This window comes from Sporosarcina sp. Y352 (assembly GCF_056786535.1).
On sequence record NZ_JBXCJE010000002.1, the window covers coordinates 131,982 to 150,796 of the forward strand.

The 18,815-nt window shown below is 40.6% G+C and carries 18 protein-coding genes; 13 read left to right on the forward strand and 5 right to left on the reverse strand.

Features of this window, described 5'->3' with window-relative positions; all coding sequences use genetic code 11:
• The first annotated feature begins 4 nt into the window (after window positions 1–4).
• The 7 genes from AC1TO6_RS03570 to pepF all read left to right on the forward strand — a co-directional run bounded on the left by AC1TO6_RS03570 (window position 5) and on the right by pepF (window position 8,881).
• On the forward strand, window positions 5–1,069 hold the full coding sequence (locus tag AC1TO6_RS03570) for an ABC transporter ATP-binding protein (RefSeq protein WP_482100232.1): 1,065 nt from the start codon (window positions 5–7) through the stop codon (window positions 1,067–1,069).
• A complete protein-coding gene (locus AC1TO6_RS03575; RefSeq protein ID WP_482100233.1) occupies window positions 1,069–1,992 on the forward strand; it encodes an ABC transporter ATP-binding protein in 924 nt (307 codons plus the stop codon). The genes AC1TO6_RS03570 and AC1TO6_RS03575 overlap by 1 nt, the downstream gene beginning before the upstream one ends.
• Before the next feature lie 774 nt (window positions 1,993–2,766).
• A complete protein-coding gene (locus tag AC1TO6_RS03580; protein ID WP_482100234.1) occupies window positions 2,767–3,972 on the forward strand; it encodes a putative glycoside hydrolase in 1,206 nt (401 codons plus the stop codon).
• A gap of 424 nt (window positions 3,973–4,396) precedes the next feature.
• Window positions 4,397–4,792: a transcriptional regulator SpxA gene (gene spxA, locus AC1TO6_RS03585; RefSeq protein WP_482100600.1), complete on the forward strand. Its 396-nt coding sequence runs from the start codon at window positions 4,397–4,399 to the stop codon at window positions 4,790–4,792.
• A gap of 251 nt (window positions 4,793–5,043) precedes the next feature.
• Window positions 5,044–5,712, forward strand: a complete 669-nt coding sequence (gene mecA, locus AC1TO6_RS03590; RefSeq protein WP_482100235.1) for an adaptor protein MecA — start codon at window positions 5,044–5,046, stop codon at window positions 5,710–5,712.
• Window positions 5,713–5,857: 145 nt separating this feature from the next.
• On the forward strand, window positions 5,858–7,009 hold the full coding sequence (locus AC1TO6_RS03595; protein WP_482100236.1) for a competence protein CoiA: 1,152 nt from the start codon (window positions 5,858–5,860) through the stop codon (window positions 7,007–7,009).
• Window positions 7,010–7,063: 54 nt separating this feature from the next.
• The gene (gene pepF / locus AC1TO6_RS03600) at window positions 7,064–8,881 is read left to right on the forward strand and encodes an oligoendopeptidase F (protein WP_482100237.1); all 1,818 of its coding nucleotides are present in this window, start codon (window positions 7,064–7,066) and stop codon (window positions 8,879–8,881) included.
• Window positions 8,882–9,396: 515 nt separating this feature from the next.
• Here pepF and AC1TO6_RS03605 read toward each other — a convergent pair.
• The 3 genes from AC1TO6_RS03605 to AC1TO6_RS03615 all read right to left on the reverse strand — a co-directional run bounded on the left by AC1TO6_RS03605 (window position 9,397) and on the right by AC1TO6_RS03615 (window position 11,387).
• Window positions 9,397–10,203: a DsbA family protein gene (locus AC1TO6_RS03605; protein WP_482100238.1), complete on the reverse strand. Its 807-nt coding sequence runs from the start codon at window positions 10,201–10,203 to the stop codon at window positions 9,397–9,399.
• The gene (locus AC1TO6_RS03610; RefSeq protein ID WP_482100239.1) at window positions 10,200–10,592 is read right to left on the reverse strand and encodes a globin domain-containing protein; all 393 of its coding nucleotides are present in this window, start codon (window positions 10,590–10,592) and stop codon (window positions 10,200–10,202) included. The genes AC1TO6_RS03605 and AC1TO6_RS03610 overlap by 4 nt, the downstream gene beginning before the upstream one ends.
• Before the next feature lie 105 nt (window positions 10,593–10,697).
• Complete coding sequence (locus AC1TO6_RS03615) at window positions 10,698–11,387, reverse strand: lytic transglycosylase domain-containing protein (protein WP_482100240.1); 690 nt, start codon at window positions 11,385–11,387, stop codon at window positions 10,698–10,700.
• Between the two features lie 157 nt (window positions 11,388–11,544).
• Here AC1TO6_RS03615 and AC1TO6_RS03620 point away from each other — a divergent pair, with 157 nt between their 5' ends.
• Genes AC1TO6_RS03620 through AC1TO6_RS03635 form a run of 4 tightly spaced genes read left to right on the forward strand, consistent with a single transcriptional unit; the run spans window position 11,545 to window position 14,355 of the window.
• Complete coding sequence (locus AC1TO6_RS03620) at window positions 11,545–11,934, forward strand: UPF0738 family protein (protein ID WP_482100241.1); 390 nt, start codon at window positions 11,545–11,547, stop codon at window positions 11,932–11,934.
• Window positions 11,935–11,952: 18 nt separating this feature from the next.
• Window positions 11,953–12,627, forward strand: coding sequence for a GTP diphosphokinase (gene yjbM, locus AC1TO6_RS03625; protein ID WP_482100242.1), 675 nt, complete (start codon window positions 11,953–11,955; stop codon window positions 12,625–12,627).
• On the forward strand, window positions 12,627–13,427 hold the full coding sequence (locus AC1TO6_RS03630; protein ID WP_482100601.1) for an NAD kinase: 801 nt from the start codon (window positions 12,627–12,629) through the stop codon (window positions 13,425–13,427). The genes yjbM and AC1TO6_RS03630 overlap by 1 nt, the downstream gene beginning before the upstream one ends.
• Window positions 13,399–14,355, forward strand: coding sequence for an RluA family pseudouridine synthase (locus tag AC1TO6_RS03635; protein WP_482100243.1), 957 nt, complete (start codon window positions 13,399–13,401; stop codon window positions 14,353–14,355). The genes AC1TO6_RS03630 and AC1TO6_RS03635 overlap by 29 nt, the downstream gene beginning before the upstream one ends.
• Here the strand turns inward: AC1TO6_RS03635 and prpE are convergent.
• Window positions 14,339–15,079 carry a bis(5'-nucleosyl)-tetraphosphatase PrpE gene (gene prpE, locus AC1TO6_RS03640; RefSeq protein WP_482100244.1) on the reverse strand — a complete coding sequence of 247 codons (741 nt, stop codon included), beginning with the start codon at window positions 15,077–15,079 and terminating at the stop codon, window positions 14,339–14,341. The two genes, AC1TO6_RS03635 and prpE, sit on opposite strands and share 17 nt — an antisense overlap.
• Window positions 15,080–15,170: 91 nt before the next feature.
• Between prpE and mgtE the strand changes: the two genes are divergently transcribed.
• Both mgtE and AC1TO6_RS03650 read left to right on the forward strand, forming a co-directional pair.
• Window positions 15,171–16,544 (forward strand): magnesium transporter, encoded by a 1,374-nt coding sequence (mgtE, locus tag AC1TO6_RS03645; protein ID WP_482100245.1) that lies wholly within the window; start codon window positions 15,171–15,173, stop codon window positions 16,542–16,544.
• 424 nt (window positions 16,545–16,968) lie between these two features.
• Window positions 16,969–17,424, forward strand: a complete 456-nt coding sequence (locus tag AC1TO6_RS03650) for a hypothetical protein (RefSeq protein ID WP_482100246.1) — start codon at window positions 16,969–16,971, stop codon at window positions 17,422–17,424.
• Between the two features lie 767 nt (window positions 17,425–18,191).
• Here the strand turns inward: AC1TO6_RS03650 and AC1TO6_RS03655 are convergent.
• A complete protein-coding gene (locus AC1TO6_RS03655; protein ID WP_482100247.1) occupies window positions 18,192–18,746 on the reverse strand; it encodes a CotY/CotZ family spore coat protein in 555 nt (184 codons plus the stop codon).
• Between the last annotated feature and the right edge of the window lie 69 nt (window positions 18,747–18,815).

Sequence of the window (18,815 nt, forward strand, 5' to 3'; positions counted from 1 at the left end):
TGAAATGGAGAAAATTGTTGAAGTGAAAAACCTGGAGCTTTCCTTCCATACGTTTGCAGGAGAAGTGAAAGCAATTCAAGGCGTCAATTTTGAAGTTTACAAAGGGGAGACCCTCGCGATTGTTGGTGAGTCGGGTTCAGGTAAATCAGTAACGACAAAATCTATCATGCGACTGCTTCCTAAATCCAGCACAGAATATAAAAATGGTGAAATTTTATTCGGAGGAAAAGATCTGCTGAAACTTTCTGAAAAAGAGATGCAAAAAGTTCGTGGAAAAGACATCTCGATGATTTTCCAGGATCCGATGACATCTCTCAATCCAACAATGACAATTGGCAAGCAGATTATGGAGCCGTTGTTGAAACACCAAAAGCTTAGTAAATCCGATGCTTGGAATAAATCGATTGAGTTATTGGGCCTTGTCGGCATGCCTCAGCCAGATATGCGAATGAAACAATACCCTCACCAATTTTCAGGTGGGCAACGCCAGCGTATCGTTATCGCTGTTGCACTGGCATGTAATCCAAAATTACTCATTGCGGATGAGCCAACAACTGCCTTGGACGTAACAATCCAAGCCCAAATTTTAGAGTTAATGAAAGACCTTCAACAGAAAATCGATACGTCGATTATATTTATCACACATGACCTAGGTGTTGTAGCGAACGTAGCTGACCGTGTAGCGGTCATGTATGGTGGGCGAATCGTCGAAGTGGGAACGGTGGATGAGATATTTTACAACCCGCAGCATCCGTATACATGGGGCTTGCTGAGTTCTATGCCATCACTCGATACAATAGACGAAAAACTATATGCGATTCCAGGGACTCCTCCAGATCTGTTGGATCCTCCAAAAGGAGACGCGTTTGCACTACGTAGTGAATATGCAATGAAGATTGACCTTGAACAGGTTCCGCCTTTATTTAAAGTGAGTGAAACGCATTATGCCGCGACATGGCTTCTGCATCCGGATGCGCCTCAAGTGGATCCTCCAGTGGCTGTCATGGAACGCATGAAGAGATTCCCTGGAAGTCGTTACTACGTTGGTAATGCAGGAGGTGACCGTTAATGGCTGAAAAATTAGTAGAAATCAAAAACTTGAAGCAGTATTTCAATTATGGGAAAAAGAATGAAGTGCGTGCAGTTGACGATATTACATTCGACATCTATAAAGGGGAAACACTCGGTCTTGTAGGTGAATCAGGTTGTGGTAAATCCACGACTGGCCGTTCAATCATTCGGCTTTATAATGCTACAGGCGGAGAAGTTATCTATGATGGCATCGACGTGCATGCGAAAAAATCGCAGAAAGAACTGAAAGAGTTTAACCGGAAAATGCAAATGATATTCCAGGATCCTTATGCTTCATTGAATCCTCGAATGAAAGTGCTTGATATTATCGCCGAAGGGCTCGATATACATGGGCTTGTAAAGAACTCGAAAGAACGTACAGCACGTGTCCACGAGTTGTTGGAAACAGTCGGTTTGAATCGCGAGCATGCGAACCGGTATCCACATGAGTTTTCAGGCGGACAGCGTCAACGTCTAGGTATTGCACGTGCGCTAGCAGTTGAACCTGAATTTATCATCGCGGATGAGCCGATTTCAGCGTTGGACGTGTCGATTCAAGCACAGGTAGTTAACTTGCTTAAAGAGCTTCAAGAAGAAAGAGGATTGACGTATCTATTTATTGCGCATGACCTTTCAATGGTAAAGTATATATCAGATCGGATAGGGGTTATGTATTTCGGTAGACTTGTCGAAATTGGACCCGCAGATGTATTATATACTGCGCCTTTACATCCATATACACAATCGCTTCTATCAGCGATTCCTTTACCAGATCCAGCCTATGAACGTAGCCGTGTGCGTAAAAGCTACAACCCAAAAGCACATAACTACACTGAAGATGAAGAAGTGAGCATGCGCGAAGTATCACCGGGACATTTTGTCCTTTGCTCACAACGTGAATTTGATTCCTTTTCAGTGTGATTAGCTACTAGATTACACACTGGGCAGTACATGTATAGGTACTATTGGATTGCTCTGAATCGAACAACCTATATACGATTAACGAGATGTCTTGATAAGGAAGGATGCGACTTTGTCGCATCCCTCCTTATTTTTTTCGGTAATCGTATGTTAGTTGCTCATTCGTCGCTCTCCAATGACACTAGTACAAGTAGTGCCAAAGCTTTTGGGATGAAAGAATAAACCGCTTCTTATTTAGAGATAAGCGGTCAAAAATACAATTTTGACCGCTCTAACCTTCTTCTATAGTATCTCTATTTTCAACTTAAGGAACTACTACTTCATAGAAGAGAATACAATATACAACGTGCAAGAGTGCCCGAAATTATATCTTCGGGCACTTACACCTTTTATAGAAAGGCATCTATTCTTTTATTTCAAAGCAACAGCATTTTTCACTTGAATATTGTAGGATCGCGACAGGCAATTAATCGCAACAGGATTACCCTAAAGAGTGTGTCTAGAAGTGACGGAGTCACTTCTAGACATCCTTGCCCCTCGGTAAAGGTGTTGTCTTTAATTAGCCGTAAGCGGACCGGAAATAGTCCAGTGAAAAATGAGGTTTTTAATCCCTTCCGCCCGTATTTTATACTTATTAATGGTTTATCGACAGCTGTGCTAATATATGAAACTAGGTCGTTCTTCGACAAGGAAACTGGCAATTCTCTATATATCGCTATTATTCATGTAGTCAATTTGATAGAATGATTGAAAAGAGAGGATGGTTCGATTGTTATGAAAACAAAGTTATGGTTACCGGCTATGCTGCTTATTCTAGCAATTGCGCTACCAATCAAGACAGATGCCGACGAAGTTAAAAAACACGAAGATTTTGCCGAACGCTCTTATGGTTTTGAAGCAATAGATGTGAGTATAGTTGCCTCCTCAACGCTATTTAGCTTCGATTCAGGACTGACATTTGAATACCCGGATGCAATTCGGGGTGTCTACGTAACAGGGCACTCTGCGGGCGGTGAACGTTTTAATTATTTAACAGATTTGCTAGATAAGACAGAACTGAATGCAATGGTTATTGATATTAAAGATGATTTTGGAAACATTACCTATCAACCTGCTGATGATTCACCCTTGAAAGCATTGGGTATTGGTAAACCTTATATTAAAGATCCGCAAATCATGTTAAAGACACTTGAAGAAAAGGAAATTTATCCAATTGCCCGTATTGTTGTATTTAAAGATAGTGTCCTTGCAGAAATGCGTCCGGATTTATCATTCATGGAGGGCGACAGCGTATGGAAAAATGGACGGGGAGAATCATTTGTCAATCCTTTTATGAAGGAAGTATGGGATCACAATGTCAATATTGCCATTGAGGCTGCTAAAATGGGTTTTCAAGAAATTCAGTTCGACTATGTTCGTTTTCCGGAAGGCTTTGAAAAACGTCATGATTCATTGAAGTATACATATGAATCCTATGCGGAATCTGAACTCGACCCTGTACAACGCCGTGTAGAAGCAATTACGGAATTCGTTGCCTATGCACGTGAGCAATTGAAACCATATGGCGTTAAAGTATCAGTTGATATTTTCGGTTATGCAGCAACGCTACCGGAAGCGCCAGGCATCGGACAGAACTTCGGAAAGATATCGGAAAATGTGGATGTCATATCATCGATGATTTATCCAAGTCACTGGACGTCCTATTTTGGTATTAAAAAGCCGGACCTTGAACCGTATAAATTGGTTTCTGAATACGCCAAGTTAGAAAATGCAGTGCTAGCTAAGCTTGACAATCCACCGATCTCACGACCTTGGATACAAGATTTTAGTGCACCATGGCTTGGATCAGGAAATTATTTGCGTTATGGAAAAGCTGAAGTCGATGCGCAAATCCAAGGACTGAAGGATAACGGTATAAACGAATATCTACTATGGAATGCAGGAAACAAATATTCACCAGGTGTAAATTACAATCCATGACATACAGAAAGTTCAGGAACGCGATTGCTGTTTCTGGATTTTCTTTTTATTTAATGAAACCTTTACCACTATAAGACGTATTATATAGTGTAGATAATTAAACGATGAAGTACTTATTTTCAATTAGATACAATCTAAATGAGAAATAGATTTAATTGAAAGAGGGATGTTTAATTATTTTTCCTTTCGGGTATAACAGTAGAGAGTACAAACACATACTGTTAAAGTTCAACAAAAGCCTTTAATGTTGTGGAATTGTGACAATAGTGTATGAGCCAATGAATATTTCTGGAAAAGTGTATTCATCAGTAATGAATACGTGTATAATAGAAAATAGAAGCAATCAGATTAAAGTTATTCTAATTTACTTGTAAAAATATATATCAAAACATTCGAGCCGACTGAAAGGAAGTGTCAGCATATGATGGTTACATTATTTACTTCACCTAGCTGTACATCATGCAGAAAAGCAAAAGCATGGTTAGAGAAACACGAGATTCCGTATACTGAACGTAACATTTTCTCAGAACCATTGAATATTGATGAAATAAAAGAAATTCTTCGAATGACCGAGGACGGAACTGATGAAATTATATCTACTCGCTCAAAAATATTCCAAAAACTAAATGTTGATGTGGAAAGTCTTCCACTGCAACGTCTGTACGAGCTAATTCAAGAACATCCAGGTCTTTTGAGAAGACCAATCATCCTAGATGAAAAAAGGCTTCAAGTAGGCTATAATGAAGATGAAATTCGCCGATTCCTACCGAGAAAAGTAAGAGCCTATCAGCTGCAAGAAGCGCGGCGCATGGTAAACTAATCAAACCAATAGTGTGAAGCTGATAGGGATTGACATTGCAAAATGCCGTATTCCTATCAGCTTTTTGTATTTCTCTTGCTTTCCTGGTGGATGTTCTCTACAATGCTATTACTATCAAAATTATTCGTCCTAAGGCGTAACCCTTTCAAATCGTAGAGGACGGTCATATAGTAAGTATAAGCATTGCAGTTTTTTTACACACATTGAAGGGAACTGGACTTGTCCTGTTCCAAGGAAGGGAGAGAAAAGGGATGGAAATAGAGCGCATTAATGAAAATACAGTTAAGTTCTTTCTTTCATATATTGATATAGAAGAGCGTGGCTTTACCCGTGAAGAAGTTTGGTATAATCGCGATAAAAGCGAGGAATTATTCTGGGAAATGATGGAAGAAGTGAATGACGAAGCCGAATTTGAAGTTGAGGGACCATTGTGGATTCAGGTCCACGCGATGAATGGCGGTATTGAAGTGACTGTCACGCGAGCACAAATGTCAGAGGATGGCGAACCATTAGAATCACCATTTACAATGGATGATCCTAAAAAGTTATTTCAACATGGGAAAATGTTTGACGATGATGCGGATGGAAATAACTCAAAAATGTCAGAGATAGACGATATCGCATACGAGTGGCTTGACAATATGTTCGTCTTTACTGATTTTGATTACCTCATTCCATTATCTGTTAAAGCAGCAGACTATGATGTAAAAACATCGCTGTATTCATTTGAAGATAACTACTATCTACATGTGGAATATGATGTCGATACGATGGACGATTCGCGTAAGTCGGATTTGTTTAGCGTAATGTCCGAATATGGAGATCCATCAAATTTGACAATTCATAGAATTGAAGAATATGGCGACCTCATTATGGACACTGATGTGTTTGCAAAAGTGCAACAGTACTTTGGAGATTGATTAAAATTTCTTAAAACAGCTACCTACTATTGAACTGCACTCCAATTGTTAGCTCAACCTAACAATTAGAGGTGCAGTTCAACGGGTAGCTTTTTTGTTTGCGTTTTTATTTGAATTTTCGTACTATTGAAGATGAGGGAGGGGATTGTTTATTCTTACAGCTAAAACAGGCGAAGGTGAAATCATTGTACTAACTAGGAAATTAAAAAGAGAAAAATTGAGACAGTGGCGACAGTTACAATTATTCTATTGCCAACAATGTAATACACAGGTTCAGTTAAAAGTTGGTGATATTAAAGTTCCTCATTTTTCACATATGAAAGGCGCATCCTGTTCGACCCTTTTTTCTGAAGGCGAGTCACAAAAACATTTACGAGGAAAACAGCAATTATATGGGTTTCTGCAACAATACGCGAAAGATGTAGAACTTGAACCCTTTTTGAAAATGCTGACACAAAGACCCGATATTCTTTTAACTACACCAACAGAATCAATACCAATCGAATTTCAATGCAGCACCATTCCGATTGCTGACATTGAATCTAGATCAGATGGCTATCGTAGTATTGGCATGAATCCAATCTGGATTTTGCATACGCCGGCAAAATTCGTGCATGCGCCCGTAGGTATAGGCGTATTTCATTTATCAAAATTTCATGAGAGTTTCTTAACAAATACATCCCCTGAAGGTCTTACACTACTCACATATAACCCCCAAACAGAACGTTTTCACTACCTCACTAGTCTAATTTGTATTGCTGGTAAGCGTTATATCGGCATGCATCGGACTTTGCCGTTATCCCTTCAAGTCTTTCCTTTTGCACGCCCAAAAGCACCATCAAAGAATGAAATCAGAAAGTATACAGCAATTTATATATCCATGCGAAATCAATTTATTCAATCATGCATATTATTGAATAGAAAAGGTGTAAATAATCCTTTTTTAAGAATGTGCTATGAAATGCGTACTTTACCTGCGCATCTTCCGCAATGGATTGGATTACCCGTTCTTTTTAACAATGTATTTAAGGAGCATGATTGTGAATGGCAATTGGCTTTCCTCTATCACATGAAGAGGGAAGGGATTAATATAATGGAAATTACAAATAGCCAGGTCAGAAGATATGTATCCCGATTGAATGGATCGTCAGAGGGACAGCTAAAAGCATGTCTTGCATACTTGAAATATCTTCGTTTCATTGGCGTTCATTCCATTAAAGATAGTACAGTTATAAGTGAAGAAGAAATTTCTGAGTTGTTATCAGAAAGATTCCTTGCAAAGTGGAGCGAAAATTGAGAAAATAGAATTGATTCGTATCCCGAAATAAAGGGAGAAGGGGGATTAATGAAAATGTCCGAAAACAAAAACAAAGTACTAACGCGTGAGGAAGTAAAAGTAGAGGAAACTTGGCGTCTTGAAGATATCTTTGCTACAGATGAAGCGTGGGAAAAAGAATACACTGAAGTGGAAGCGTTCTCCGGTAAGGCAGAGTCTTATAAAGGGACATTAACCAATGGCGGCGATGCATTATACAATGCTCTAAAATACCGTGACACACTCTCAGAGAGGTTGCGCAGGCTTTACACATATGCGCATCTAAAGACTGACCAAGATACAACTAACAGCTTCTATCAGGCGATGGATAGTCGCGTAAAATCACTCTATGTCAAGGTTTCGACTGCGTTATCATTCTTCCTCCCAGAGCTTCTGTCAATCGATGAAGCTGAACTAAACAAACAGGTTGTTGAACATGAAGAACTTCGTCTTTATAAACAGGAATTCGAAGAAATCAATACACAAAGACCACATGTACTACCGGCTGAACAAGAAGCGCTTCTTGCCCAGCTATCGGAAGTGACAGGGAATTCTTCAGAAACGTTCAGCATGTTAAACAATGCTGATTTAACATTCCCGATGGTTAAAGACGAAAATGGAGAAGAAATAGAGTTAACACATGGTCGCTATGTGAGGTTCTTAGAGAGTGACGATCCACGCGTTCGTGAAGAAGCATTCAAAGCGATGTATACAAGGTATGGTGAATTCCAGAATACTTTTGCATCGACTCTTTCTGGGAATGTGAAAAGCGATAACGTTAACGCACGCATCCGTAATTATTCATCTGCTCGTGAAGCGGCAATGTCGAATAATCATATTCCTGAACAAGTTTATGAAAACCTAGTTTCTACGATCAACAAAAACGTCCACTTATTGCAACGTTATGTGGCACTTCGTAAAAAAGTATTTGGACTTGAAGACCTTCATATGTGGGATATGTATGCACCACTCGTAAAGGATGCTGACATGAAAGTTCCATATGATGAAGCAGCACAGACGATGCTGGATAGTTTCCATCCGCTTGGTGATGAATATGTCTCCATCGTCAAAGAAGGCCTTGAAAACCGCTGGGTCGATGTCCGTGAAAACAAAGGGAAACGTTCTGGAGCTTATTCCTCAGGTGCCTATGGAACAAATCCTTATGTGTTAATGAACTGGCAAGATAATGTCAGCAACTTATTCACGCTGGCACATGAATTCGGACATAGCGTCCATAGTTACTATTCACGTAAAAGCCAGCCATATGTCTACAGCGGATACTCCATTTTTGTGGCGGAAGTTGCGTCAACAGTGAATGAAGCTATATTGAATGATCATCTCTTGAAAACAATTGATGATGAACAAAAACGCATTTACTTACTGAATTATTGGCTCGATGGTTTCAGAGGAACTGTTTTCCGTCAGACTATGTTCGCTGAATTCGAACACCTGATTCACGAGCTTGACCAGCAAGGGGTCGCTTTGACTGCGGAAAAACTGACTGAAGAGTATTATGCGCTCAATAAAAAATATTTCGGTGAAGACTTGGTTGTCGATGAAGAAATCGGTTTGGAATGGGCTAGAATTCCTCACTTCTACTATAATTATTATGTCTATCAATACGCAACAGGTTATAGTGCTGCAGTTGCGCTCAGCAATCAAATTCTGACAGAAGGGGAGCCCGCTGTTGAACGTTATGTAAATAACTTCTTGAAAGCTGGTTCTTCCGATTATCCAATTGAAGTTCTTAAAAAGGCAGGCGTTGATATGACGAGCGCTGCGCCAATTGAAGAAGCGTGTCGTGTTTTCGAAGAGAAATTAAATGAATTAGAGGACCTGCTCTTGAAAAAGTAAGTAAAATACAGAAACAGCCTTATCCGCCTATTTTAAATGCGGATAAGGCTGTTTTTTATCATAGATTTCGAAAAATATAAAGTAAGCCGCCTTCGTGTAACGGTCAATGTGACGTTCTTGTGAAATTCTTTGTGAATTGTTGATGCTACTATTATCTTGTGATAAGATAAGGATGTGAAATAAATCACATACCAAACATACACCCCTTTTGTTTGAACGTGAACATTTCCCACATTCCCTTTGATATAGAGCATTCACTCCCCCCCAGGAGTGAGTGCTCTTTTCTGTTGGCGGAAAATGGCGGGCTTAGTTAAAACGAATGGCATTCTTTGAATCGTTATTGTCTGTGAGTGAGATAGTCATGACTTACCTCCAAATATCCATGAATCAATCGTGCTAATTTATAGTAGTCCAGTCAACTTTGAATACTCTTCCAGAATTCGCAATCCATCCCATTCCCAATCAAACAAGCATCATCTCCCATAAATTCTGGGGGACGATGCTTGTTTAATGAATTAGCTCTTTTTTTTACGCCATAGTGTTATATCTTGAAAGGAAACGCGTTCAACATGTTGTTGAAGAAGTCGTTTTTTAAGTTCACGCTCAGCAGATTTCTCTGAGATGCTGTAAATGTTGGCAATTTCAATTGTGGAAAGTGTATCGAATCGTTGGAACAAATCCTCTAAAGGTGGAGGGATATCAGGGAAAACAGGCCCGCCTATCAGTTCTTCCAATATTTGTTCGTACACTTCATAGTCATACAAACCGCTTACTTTCAATCCTTCATCTTCAATGTTTTCATTGAAAAAAACGAAGGTAGGGGCTTTGTCGACTTCCATTTCTTTTGCCATATACAAATCGACTTGTAAAGACCGCAACACATTTTTTGAAGAGAAGTCCTGAATGAATTCGTCGACATCTAAATTTACCTTATTTGCAATTTCAAGGAGTACCGAAAATGATAAGACATTCCTAGATTTCAAAAATGAGTATTCTAGCATTTTGGATAAGAAACGGAAGCCGGCACGTTTACCTTGAAACTCCGCAGTTTTAACAGCAATGCTTGGAAAAGAGGGATGGACTTTTTCACAAGCCAGCTCATCAATGAATTTTTCCTTAGATTGAAGATTCATCTTGGGCAGTGATGTACGCAATGCGATACGCAGTGTAAAGTATCGATCATACTCCACTTGCAGTTTCCGAAGTAAAGGCTGAAGTGACCAGCAATCTCCGCATAACGGGTCGATATAAACATACAACTCGACAGGTCTTTTGCATGAGGAAGGAATAACCGGATTCTCCATCAAATTTCGTCGATTCACGTTATCTCTCCCCCGGTCCTGTTCACCATATGATTGGCAGTCAAGACGAGGCGTTTATAGTAGATATCACGTATTTTTTCATCAAGTTCTACCTCATCCATCGCTTCTGCCATGCAAGCTAACCATGCTTCTGCTTGAACTGGAGTAATGGGAAATGGCATATGACGTGCTTTCATCATGGGATGGCCATGTTCTTCAGTATATAAATTGGGGCCGCCTAAATATTGTGTTTGAAATTGTTTTTGTTTACGTGCTGTTTCTGTCAGGTCGTCCGGGAAAATCGGGTATAGGTCCGGGTGTACGGCAACTTTAGCGTAAAACAGGTCGATAAGTTCCGATAACTTTGTAGCACCGATCTCCTCAAAAGGGATCAAAGGTTTTCGCATCATTCTGTCAATCTCCTTTGCTCTGACTGTACTGATATTCTATCAACCCTTCACTCCTTACACAAATAAATAGCTTGCAGAGTGAAATGGAAATCAAAATTATCATTGTTAAACTTTCAAATAGCCAAGCACTTTTGTGACATATTGCTGTGTTTCTTTGAAAGGAGGAATTCCCCCGTGTTTTTTTACGTTACCGGGACCTGCATTGTATGCGGCAAGCGCCAATTCAACATTGCCGTCGAACTGATTAAGCATTTGTCTTAAGTACTTCGCTCCACCCATCACGTTCTGAGCGGGGTCGAAACTATCTTTGACACCCAAGAACTTCGCAGTGCCGGGCATCAGTTGCATGAGTCCCTGTGCGCCTGCATGACTCACAACATTATTGTTAAAGTTTGACTCCTGTTTGATGACTGCAGAAATTAGATTATCCGGTAAATTGTATTTTTTTGCGGCTTGGCTGATAATTTCGCTATAGTTGCCATTCGTTGTAGATGTAGCGGCAATTGGAATAGGCTGCACTTGTTGAGTGGCATCCATTATGGCACTTAGCTTAGAAGGTTTGAAAACGCCATTAATCCCATTATATCTCAAACTTTCAGTTGTATTACTATTTCCAAGTAAAGCGGACGTAGAAGTGGATAAGGAGTCCGTTATGGATGTGTCACCCAACATTTCTTCTAGTATCGTATTGAACATAGAGGTTGAAGTATTATTTTGTCCTGCATATGTCTGAACAGCTCCTAGAGACTGGAGTGCATTTATCTCCAATACTGTACGAAATGTGCGCGTATCCATGACGATTTCCCCTTTCCTATGTGGTGTGAGTAATTGCTGGATATCTATCCTTACATATAGTATACCAATTTATGTGGAATAACGCATTTTCTAAACTGCATGCACGTTCTCCATATGATAGAATGTACGTAATGACAGATGAAGGGAAGAAGAAATTATGAACATACAAAATCGAATTCATAGAGCGCAGCGCAACAACGATCAGGTCCTTTTTTTATTGGAAGAAGGTGCTGAGAAACCACAGGGGCTTCCATCAGGGAAGATGATTACAGATTCCGACAACCTTTCGTTTGTGTACCTGTTGGAAGGGGAAGAAGGATACAATCACGTTTATTTCCCTGAGGAAGTATGGCCATTCATGCTAGATGTATTGACAACGGAAAATGATCCGGCAATTTCTTGGCAAGAAGAACTAATTGTACTTCCCGGATTCAGAGATGAACTATTGATGTTAATTTATAATATTGAGGGTAATGATAACTACGGGGAAGTTTTCTCTACGTCAGTTGAGAAAGCATTTAGTTCGATTCTTCAACAAATGGACTAACAGTTGGGAGGGATCCGGATGAGGCAGTGGAATCAGTTTCTAGAACCTTACAAACAAGCGGTTGATGAACTGAAAGTGAAATTGAAAGGTTTGCGAAATCAGTATGAATTGGAAGATGTGCATACGCCTGTTGAGTTTGTGACAGGTCGGATAAAACCGCTCGCGAGTATATATGATAAGACGCTTGAAAAAGGGATTCCGTTCGAACCTTCACCGGAACTTGCTGCCGAACTTCCTGATATCGCGGGAATTCGTTTGATGTGTCAGTTTGTTGATGATATCAGTACCGTAGTGGAAACGTTACGACAGCGGAATGATCTCGAAGTGATAGAGGAACGCGATTATATATCGAATAATAAACCGAGTGGCTACAGATCTTACCATTTGATTATCAAATACCCCGTTCAGACAATTCATGGGGAAAAGACCATTTTTGCGGAGATTCAAATTCGCACATTGGCAATGAATTTTTGGGCATCGATTGAGCACTCATTAAACTATAAATATGAAGGTGAAATGCCCGATGAAATTAGGCATCGGCTTGAAAGAGCCGCGGAAGCCGCTTTCCGACTGGATGAAGAAATGTCCTTAATCCGCAATGAAATACAGGATGCACAACAATATTTCAGTGCATTTAAGGAAACGGCTACGAGACGTTATGGTGAAAATAATGGGAAAGGAGGAGAGAAATGATGAAATTTGCAATCCAGTCACGAAATGATGATTTATCAAATCGATTACTTAGAGAAGCAAAAAACTATTTGGTTGATTTCGGCATGGTGTTTGACGAAGAAGAACCTGATATCGTTCTGTCGATTGGCGGGGATGGTACATTACTTCATGCCTTTCATAAATACCAATACCGCCTGAAAGAAACTGCATTTGTTGGAATTCATACAGGACATCTAGGTTTCTATGCAGATTGGAAGCCGGCTGAAATTGAGAAACTTGTTATCTCAATCGCTCGTAAAGATTTTGAAGTTTTCGAATACCCGCTTCTGGATGTCAAGATTAACTATGCAAATGAAAGAGACAGTGCCCTATTCCTAGCACTGAATGAATCGACTGTGAAGTCACCCGACGTAACGCTTGTGATGGATGTTGAACTGAATGGCAACCATTTTGAACGCTTTCGCGGTGATGGTCTATGTATGTCTACACCTTCAGGATCCACTGCATATAATAAGGCGTTGGGAGGGGCAATCATCCATCCATCACTACCTTCAATGCAGCTAACTGAAATGGCGTCCATCAATAACCGGGTTTTCCGCACCGTGGGTTCATCGCTTGTTCTCCCAGCGCACCATAAATGTATATTGACTCCTGTCAAAGGACCAGATTTCATGGTAACAGTGGATCATTTGCAACTTCTTCATAAAGATGTAAAGTCAATTGAATACACAGTTTCACAAGAAAAAGTGCGTTTTGGAAGATTCCGACCGTTTCCATTTTGGAGAAGAGTACATGACTCATTCATCGACAGCGATGTTTAATGCGTTAGAGCGAGATGCACGTTTTCAACTAAAATTTCATGTAGATGAAGAGGGTCTGCTCCTGCGTGAATTCCTCCACGCAAAAGGGATTTCCAAAAGGACATTGACAGCGACGAAATACGACGGTGGCACTATTACAGTAAATGGATTTGAACGAAATGTTCGACATCACTTACAATTAGGCGACGAAGTAATTGTCTTCTTTCCGCCGGAAGTACCTAGTCCCGGGTTACGCCCAGAGCCCGGTCCACTTTCTATTGTCTTTGAAGATGATGCACTTATTATTATTAATAAGCCAGCGGGTCAAAGTACGATACCGTCACGAGATCATCCAGCCGGTACGATTGCAAATTCACTTGCCGGTAAGTTTGCCATTGAACGATTGCCATCGACGGTTCATATTGTGACTCGCCTGGATAGGGATACTTCAGGTTTGATTTGTGTTGCAAAAAACCGACATATTCATCATCTATTAAGTGAGCAGATGATACATTCTGCTTTTCACAGACAATACGTGGCGATTGTAGAGGGCCATATACAGCAGGAAAAGTTCAGTATTTCACAACCAATTGGCAGAAAAGATGGCAGTATCATCGAGAGAATTGTTCGTGAAGATGGTCAGAAAGCCTTGACCAAAGTAGAAGTTAAAAGACAATCTAAGATAAATGGAAGTAAATTTACAGAAATTGCACTAATTTTACATACAGGGAGGACACATCAAATACGTGTCCATATGCAGTGGGCGGGTTTTCCGCTCCATGGCGATGATTTATATGGCGGCGGTCGTGGATTGATTGGGCGGCAGGCACTACACTGTGCAGAAATTGGATTTACCCATCCACTTACGGGTGAGTACCTAAAGTTCAGCTGTGAAAGCCCGGTGGATATGAAACAATTGTTGAACCCTAATGTCAATCAAAATCAGTGAACTTTTCAGGGATGAACGGCTGGTGTGATGGAACCGAGATGATTTCCATTTCGGGATAACGTAACGCGGAAAGCTTTCCTCCAAAGACACAACCTGTATCGATATTCGCAGTGTTATTTATGATGCGAGATTCTATTACAGGTGTATGCCCGTATACGATATAAGGAGTTCCTCTGTACTCCTTAGCCCAATCGCGTCGAAGAGGTCTTCCGTCAGGTAATTTTTGTCCTGTAATATCTCCGTAGAGGACGAAAACTCTCATCTTTTCCGACCGCGGTTTACCGATCATATCTTCGCGAATACCAGCGTGAACAACAATCAGATTGCCTACATCCAAGGATTGATACAATGGTAAACTTTCATAAAAACTACGATAATTACTAAGAAATTGCCTGCGTTCATCCTTTGATAATGCATCAAGTTCAGCCACCGTAGTTTCGAGCCCGTGTGTGAGTTGAACTTGATTTCCTTTGGCAAATCGATAAAATTTATTGCAATGATTTCCCGGGGAATAGAGAAGAGATTGTTTTTTTTGAATCTTGAATAAGAGATTTAACATCTTGATTGAGTCAGGACCTCTGTCCATGGCATCTCCAACAAAGGCGACTTTTCTTCCGTCCGGATGTAGGGGAACACCTGTATCTATAGTGTATCCCAGCTTTTGAATTAACTGCATAAATTCATCGTAACAACCATGGATATCGCCAATAATATCGAATTTCATAAATTCATCATCCTTTTAGTATTTATATTAGTTTATAATACCCATATTCAAATCAATAATGCACGATAGACATGGAAAGGAAGGTGTAGCTATGAACACAAAAGAAGAGATGAATGAAGAAGTCATTTTCGATGAAGAGAAATTAATAGAGACGCTCGTTCAACATGATATAAAATCTTTCCGGAATGAATATCTACTCCTTCATCCGTATGATCGGGCACTGTTTTACGAGAAAGTTACACCAGAACTACGAGAAATCATTTATCAATACTTATCTCCGAAAGAACTTGCAGAAATTTTCGAGACAAGCGAAATTAGTGACGACGAGTATAAGCAGTTCCTTCAGGAGATGGACACGACGTATGCAGCAGACATGATTTCGTACATGTTCGTCGATAACGCGGTAGATGTCCTGAATGAACTCGACAAAGCACAAGTTGTTAGTTATTTAACCTTGATGGATAAACAAGCGGCTGCCGAAATCAAAGCCTTACTCCATTATGAAGAGTATACGGCAGGTTCGATTATGACGACGGAATACGTAACAATTCCGCAAAACTCAACCGTTCGTTCTGCTATGACGATTTTGCGTAGTGAAGCACCAAAAGCGGAAACAATCTATTATATTTTTGTTGTGGATGATTCCTATCGTCTGACTGGTGTCATATCGCTCCGAGATCTAATCATTGCACATGAAGATACGTTGATCAGTTCCATTATGAGTGAACGGGTTGTTAGTGTTCTTGTTTCGGAAGACCAGGAAGATGTAGCCCGAATGATTAAAGACTATAATTTCCTCGCAGTACCGGTCGTTGATTTCCAACATCATTTGCTAGGGATTATTACAGTTGATGACATTATTGACGTCCTTGATGAAGAAGCATCTGATGACTATTCCAAACTTGCAGGGGTTTCCAGTATGGATACTTTTGACAAAAACTCTTTCTCAGCGATGAAAAAGAGGCTTCCATGGTTACTTATCTTATTAGTACTTGGAATGCTAACTGCAAATTTGATTGATCTGTTTACTGAAACCATTTCAAAAGTAGCACTTCTTGCGGCATTCATTCCTCTGATTGCCGGAACAGCGGGGAATAGTGGTACTCAAGCGCTTGCTGTTGCAGTACGTGGTATCGCAACAGGTGACGTTGAGGATGAAAGTAAATTTAAGTTGCTTCTACGCGAGGCGGGAACGGGTCTCATGACGGGATTCATCTGCGCACTATTTGTTGTTGGTCTCATTTACGTTTGGAAGGATCAATTTGTGATAGGGCTGTTAGTCGGTGCCGCAATTTTTGTATCGATTTTTGTCGCGACAATTTCAGGCTCTTTCATTCCTTTGTTAATGCACAAATTGAAAATTGACCCAGCAGTTGCATCAGGGCCTTTTATCACGACGTTAAATGATGTTATAAGTGTTATTATTTATCTTGGCCTCGCTACTGTTTTCATCGCTGATCTTTAGATCAGCGGTGAATTTTTTTGTTTGGAGAAGTTTCTGTGCGCGGCGCCTTCAGCTTTTCGGTGGATCCAGCTTCAGGCGCCAACTCCTCGGAGGCTCACAGGATGTGAGTTACACAGCGGGGAAGGATTGAACTGCATCCTTCCTTATTGCCGCAGGACGCGGCGTACTTTGGCTGTGATCTTTGAAAGCCAGGTCGGCAATGCGGCAAAGAGCGCCGCTTCGCCGCCCTGTCCTATGCCTGTCGGAGCTGTGCGGCGCCTTGCGCTTTTCAGTGGATCCAGCTTCAGGCGCCAGACGCTCGGGTCATAAGTCAGACCATCTACGTGGCAAAGAACGCCACTGCGCTGGTCTGTCTTATGCCTGTCGCGTCTAGACGGCGCCTTCAGCTTTTCGGGTGACAATTCGAAATATAGGCGCATATACTGTGGTTAAAAAGGATGTGCTGATCATTTATCGAAATGAGCCATTATTATTTGTTCATGGACCGCCTGTCTTTATGAAAATTGCCATCACAGTCGAGGAAAGCACGTCAGTATTTGTTATAGATGGGGAAGAGCTTGAGGCTACTATAGATGTTATTGAAGAGGGGCTGGAGGAAAAGGAGATAGATGTAGACCAGGTGCAAGAAGAAATAGAATCATTCTCGGTTGCCGATCCATCGATCGTGAAGCGAATAATGTATCTAGGCACATCGTTTCCGCGGCAAGCCTATCAACCCCTTCAATTTGTATTAAGTGATGGAACATTGACAGGGAAAATAGAGAAGATTGAGGGCGAAACACTATTCATTGAAGTCAAGGGTGGAGACAATGAATTTGTTGCTGTAGAAATGGGCAATATTAGTGAAATACTTTGGCGCGGTAATCCATTTAGGGATTAGTAGAGAAATAACTTGAACACACACTGGGCACTACATGTACAGTTGCTCTTGGATAGCTTTGAATTAAACAATTTCTATAACATTATCGAGATGTCTAAATAAGTAGGGATGCGACCACGTCGCATCCCTACTTATTTTTTCGATAATCTTATGGTGTTTGTTCATCCGTCGCTCTCCAAATACACTGGTACAAGAAGTGCCAAAGCTTTTCGGGACGAAAGAATAGCTCGCTTCTCATCTGGATAGAGGCGGCCAAATATAAAATTTTGACCGCTCGAGCCTTCTTCTATAGTATCTCTACTTTTATTTTAAGGAAGTGTCACTTTCATATAAAGCATCACATAGTCTTTGCCATAAGTAAGCAGAGAATACAATGTACAACGTGCAAGAGTGCCCGAAATTTCATCTTCGGGCACTTACAATCTTTATAGAAGCTCATCTATTCACTTATTTCGAAGCAACTGCATTTTCCACTTTAATATTGTAGGAACGCGGCAGGGGATTAATCACAACAGTATGACCGAGAGGCAAGTATGGCTAGAAGTGACGGAGTCGCTTCTAGCCATACTTGCCTCTCGGTAATAGTGTTGTAATTATTTCGCCGAAAGCGGGTTGGAAATAGTCCAGTAGAAATTGTGGTTTTCAATCCCTTCTCCCCAGCGTTTTATGCGAATAAATGTTTAATCAACAGACGTTTCTCTACATATCAAAAAATCTGTCTGATCGATTTAACGATCAGACAGATTGGGCATTGCAGGGTAATAAAATTAATCTTCGTCACAGTCGATAAATACGTCCTTAACACATTGAATACCACAGAAACATTTTAAGTCCACAGTTATACATGAACCTGTTGCTTCAAAACGATCCACGTCACACAACGCATCCAAATCGATTTTCCCGTTCTTAATAAGGTTTACACCATGTCTACCTTTACGAGGTTCTAGTACTTCTAATGTAGCACAGCAATTGTCAAATACGTTTTGCACTCTGAAAAAGACCGACCAACAGCCATCGTGATCCTTATCTTTATCTGATGAATTTGCACCTACTGAATCTCTCCGTCTTCTGTTTTCCTTATTAAACATTGCTTTGAATGGATCGCCATCTTTAGTTAATAGCATAAATACCCGTGTGTTCGCACGTTGACGTGATGGGCTGACAAGAGCTCCAAGTGGAGTCAAGAAACAGTCGGTACTGCAATCGTCACAGTCCCGATCATCCCTAAGGTCTTGCACCCGCTTAATTGCACGGACGACTTCGCAAATACAATTATCATCGCGACGTTTATCATTACTATCATCATTTCTTCCACATCCCATTACTTACACCTCCTTTTTTCAATTCTTTATACTTTATGCGACAAAGTTCGGAGTGTAAGGGCGCACCAG

Bases quoted from the DNA above. Each gene is read 5' to 3' on its own strand.
- mgtE (WP_482100245.1), top strand. From the start codon at position 15,171: ATGAACACAAAAGAAGAGATGAATGAAGAAGTCATTTTCGATGAAGAG.
- AC1TO6_RS03655 (WP_482100247.1), bottom strand. From the start codon at position 18,746: ATGGGATGTGGAAGAAATGATGATAGTAATGATAAACGTCGCGATGAT.
- AC1TO6_RS03620 (WP_482100241.1), top strand. From the start codon at position 11,545: ATGAACATACAAAATCGAATTCATAGAGCGCAGCGCAACAACGATCAG.
- AC1TO6_RS03570 (WP_482100232.1), top strand. From the start codon at position 5: ATGGAGAAAATTGTTGAAGTGAAAAACCTGGAGCTTTCCTTCCATACG.
- yjbM (WP_482100242.1), top strand. From the start codon at position 11,953: ATGAGGCAGTGGAATCAGTTTCTAGAACCTTACAAACAAGCGGTTGAT.
- spxA (WP_482100600.1), top strand. From the start codon at position 4,397: ATGGTTACATTATTTACTTCACCTAGCTGTACATCATGCAGAAAAGCA.
- AC1TO6_RS03575 (WP_482100233.1), top strand. From the start codon at position 1,069: ATGGCTGAAAAATTAGTAGAAATCAAAAACTTGAAGCAGTATTTCAAT.
- AC1TO6_RS03580 (WP_482100234.1), top strand. From the start codon at position 2,767: ATGAAAACAAAGTTATGGTTACCGGCTATGCTGCTTATTCTAGCAATT.
- prpE (WP_482100244.1), bottom strand. From the start codon at position 15,079: ATGAAATTCGATATTATTGGCGATATCCATGGTTGTTACGATGAATTT.
- AC1TO6_RS03615 (WP_482100240.1), bottom strand. From the start codon at position 11,387: ATGGATACGCGCACATTTCGTACAGTATTGGAGATAAATGCACTCCAG.
- AC1TO6_RS03610 (WP_482100239.1), bottom strand. From the start codon at position 10,592: ATGATGCGAAAACCTTTGATCCCTTTTGAGGAGATCGGTGCTACAAAG.
- pepF (WP_482100237.1), top strand. From the start codon at position 7,064: ATGTCCGAAAACAAAAACAAAGTACTAACGCGTGAGGAAGTAAAAGTA.
- AC1TO6_RS03630 (WP_482100601.1), top strand. From the start codon at position 12,627: ATGAAATTTGCAATCCAGTCACGAAATGATGATTTATCAAATCGATTA.
- AC1TO6_RS03635 (WP_482100243.1), top strand. From the start codon at position 13,399: ATGACTCATTCATCGACAGCGATGTTTAATGCGTTAGAGCGAGATGCA.
- mecA (WP_482100235.1), top strand. From the start codon at position 5,044: ATGGAAATAGAGCGCATTAATGAAAATACAGTTAAGTTCTTTCTTTCA.